Below are 2848 nucleotides of genomic sequence, written 5' to 3'. Positions count from 1 at the left end.
TTTGAGGCCGGTCGCGGCGATTTCATTCTGGAATCGGTGGAGGGTGGCGCGGTGCGCGGGCGGTACAGCCTGATCGGCCTAGCGCCCGATTTGATCTTTCGCGCCGATGGCAACGCTGCCGAGATCAACGCTTTATGGCAGACAGACCGGAGCGCATTTGCGGCAACTGGCGAAGACGCGCTCGTTTCCTTGCGCAAGCTGGTCGATAGCTGCCGCATCGATATGCCAGCGGGCCTGCCCCCTGCCTTTGCCTGTCTGGTCGGGCATTTCGGTTACGAGACGATTGGTCTGGTGGAAAAACTGCCGCGTCCGCCCGCTAATCCTATCGATGTGCCAGACATGATGTTTGTGCGGCCAACGGTGGTGCTGGTCTTCGATAGGCTTGCGGATAGGCTCTACATCGCCGCGCCGTTATGGCCCGGGGGTGGCGATGCCGCGCAACAGATTGCCGCTGGCTATGACCGGATTGATGCAACGGCGGCAAAGCTTTCCCAGCCTGTTCCTGTCGCACGTGCGCAGGCGGAACTCGCGCCGTTACCCGACCCAGTGCCTGCATTGGCCCCTGATCGCTACCGCCAAATGGCGCTGAAAGCCAAGGAATACATAGCAGCAGGCGATATCTTTCAGGTCGTATTGGCGCAGCGTTTTTCTTTGCCCTTCACTCTGCCGCCGGTCGATCTCTATCGTGCATTGCGGCGGATCAATCCGTCACCTTTTCTCTATTTCCTCGACATGCCCGGCTTTGCACTGATTGGGTCGAGCCCTGAAATCCTCGTCCGCCTGCGCAACGGCGAAGTTACTATCCGTCCGATTGCAGGAACCCGCCCACGCGGCAAAACCGCACTGGAGGACGCCGAGAACCGTGCGTCCCTGCTCGCCGACCCCAAAGAACGCGCCGAGCATTTGATGCTGCTCGACCTAGGCCGCAACGATGTTGGCCGCGTGACCGAGGGCGGCAGCGTGACGGTGACTGATAGCTATATGGTCGAATTTTACAGCCATGTTATGCACATCGTATCGAACGTGGTGGGTCGCCTTGCCAAAGGTAAAGACGCGCTCGACGCATTGTTCGCAGGCTTCCCCGCTGGCACAGTATCGGGAGCACCCAAGGTCCGCGCTTGTGAAATCATTGCGGAGTTGGAGCCTGAAACACGCGGCGCCTATGCCGGCGGCGTCGGATACTTCTCGCCCGACGGAAATATGGACAGCTGCATCGTCCTACGCACCGGCATCGTCAAAGACGGAGTGCTGCATGTCCAAGCAGGCGCAGGCATCGTCGCCGACAGTGATCCTGAATACGAACAAGCCGAATGCGTCGCAAAGGCTGGGGCGTTGATGGCAGCAGCGCGCGAGGCTGTGCGCGTGGCTGGTGAAGCGAGGTTTGGAAAGTGAGTAATAACAAAATCCTCGTCATCGACAATTACGACAGTTTCACTTGGAACCTAGTTCACTACCTAATGGAACTGGGGGCCGAAGTCGAAGTCGTGCGCAACGATGCCATCTCTGCGGGACAGGCTTTGTTAAGCGGTGCGCAGGCGTTCCTGATTTCGCCCGGGCCCTGCACCCCAAATGAGGCTGGCATCAGCCTTGATCTGGTCGCCGCCTGTGCAGAGGCAAAGAAGCCGCTGCTCGGCGTCTGCCTCGGCCACCAAACCATCGGCCAACATTTTGGCGGCAAAGTCGTTCGCGGCGGGTTGATGCACGGTAAGACTTCGCCGGTCAGCCATGACGGCAGCGGACTGTTTGCTGGCCTGCCTTCGCCCTTCACTGCGACGCGCTATCACTCGTTGATTGTTGAGGATATTCCGGCGGACTTGATCGTCAACGCGACGTCCGATGATGGCCATGTCATGGCTTTCCGGCACAAGGAACTTCCCATCCACAGCGTGCAATTCCACCCCGAAAGCATCGCCACGCAGCATGGTCGCGCGATGCTAGCAAATTTCATGCGGGCGGCGGGTATGACGGTGAAGGAACGGATGTGAGTCCGAGCCTTAGCCTGACCCTATCCGAATCCGAAACTTTATTCGGCCAAATGCTCGACGGCGAAATGTCGGATGCCGCGGTCAAAGCGACGCTGATCGAAATGTCCGAGCGCGATGAAACGGCGGAGGAAATTGCTGGCGCGGTTCGTGCGATGCGCGCCCGGATGATCCGCATCAACGCACCCGCCGGAGCTATCGACGTTTGCGGCACGGGCGGTGATGGTGCGCACAGCCTGAACATCTCCACCGCAGTCGCCATCGTCGTGGCCGCTTGCGACGTTCCCGTGGCTAAGCACGGCAACCGCGCTGCTTCTTCCCAAGCAGGTGCAGCCGATACGTTGGAGGCGCTCGGCCTCAATCTTGATCATGCGATGGCAACGGCGGAGGATAGCCTTGGTGACCTTGGCATCTGCTTTATGTTCGCACAGAAATACCACCCGGCTTTGGCAAGACTTGCCCCGATCCGCAAAGAAATCGGGCGGCGCACGATCTTTAATCTGACGGGCCCTGCCGCCAACCCAGCGGGTGTTAAGCGTCAGTTGATCGGTGTGGCGCGACCAGACTTTCTGCCGGTCTATGCCGATGCCCTGAACCTGCTCGGCTATGACGACGCGATGCTGGTTGCGGGCGACGAGCCGCTAGACGAGCTTTCAATTTCTGGCGCAAGTTCGGTCGTTCGCCTTGGAAAACAGGTCAAGCGCATTACACCCGAGACCGCAGGCCTGCCCCAACACCCAAGTCAGGCGCTGAAAGGCGGCGATGCACAGTATAACGCCGCTGCGCTTCGCCGTTTATTGGCTGGCGAGACCGGAGCCTATCGCGATGCCGTGCTGCTAAACGCCGCCGCCGCGTTGATGGTTGCG

Annotated in this window: 3 protein-coding genes; all 3 read left to right on the top strand. The window is 59.8% G+C overall.

Annotated features, from left to right (window positions below):
- Positions 1–1392, top strand: a 1392-nt coding sequence (locus ABL922_RS14425) for a chorismate-binding protein (RefSeq protein WP_349024906.1), incomplete at its 5' end; no start/stop codon positions are given.
- On the top strand, positions 1389–1985 hold the full coding sequence (locus ABL922_RS14420; protein ID WP_349024905.1) for an aminodeoxychorismate/anthranilate synthase component II: 597 nt from the start codon (positions 1389–1391) through the stop codon (positions 1983–1985). The genes ABL922_RS14425 and ABL922_RS14420, both read left to right, overlap by 4 nt.
- On the top strand, positions 1982–2848 hold an 867-nt coding region (gene trpD, locus ABL922_RS14415), incomplete at its 3' end, for an anthranilate phosphoribosyltransferase (protein WP_349024904.1). The genes ABL922_RS14420 and trpD, both read left to right, overlap by 4 nt.

The sequence above is a fragment of the Sphingorhabdus sp. genome (assembly GCF_040079335.1).
GTDB lineage: Bacteria > Pseudomonadota > Alphaproteobacteria > Sphingomonadales > Sphingomonadaceae > Sphingorhabdus_B.
The sequence above is the reverse complement of the archived record's forward strand: the minus strand, read 5'-3'. Positions and strand labels throughout refer to the sequence as shown.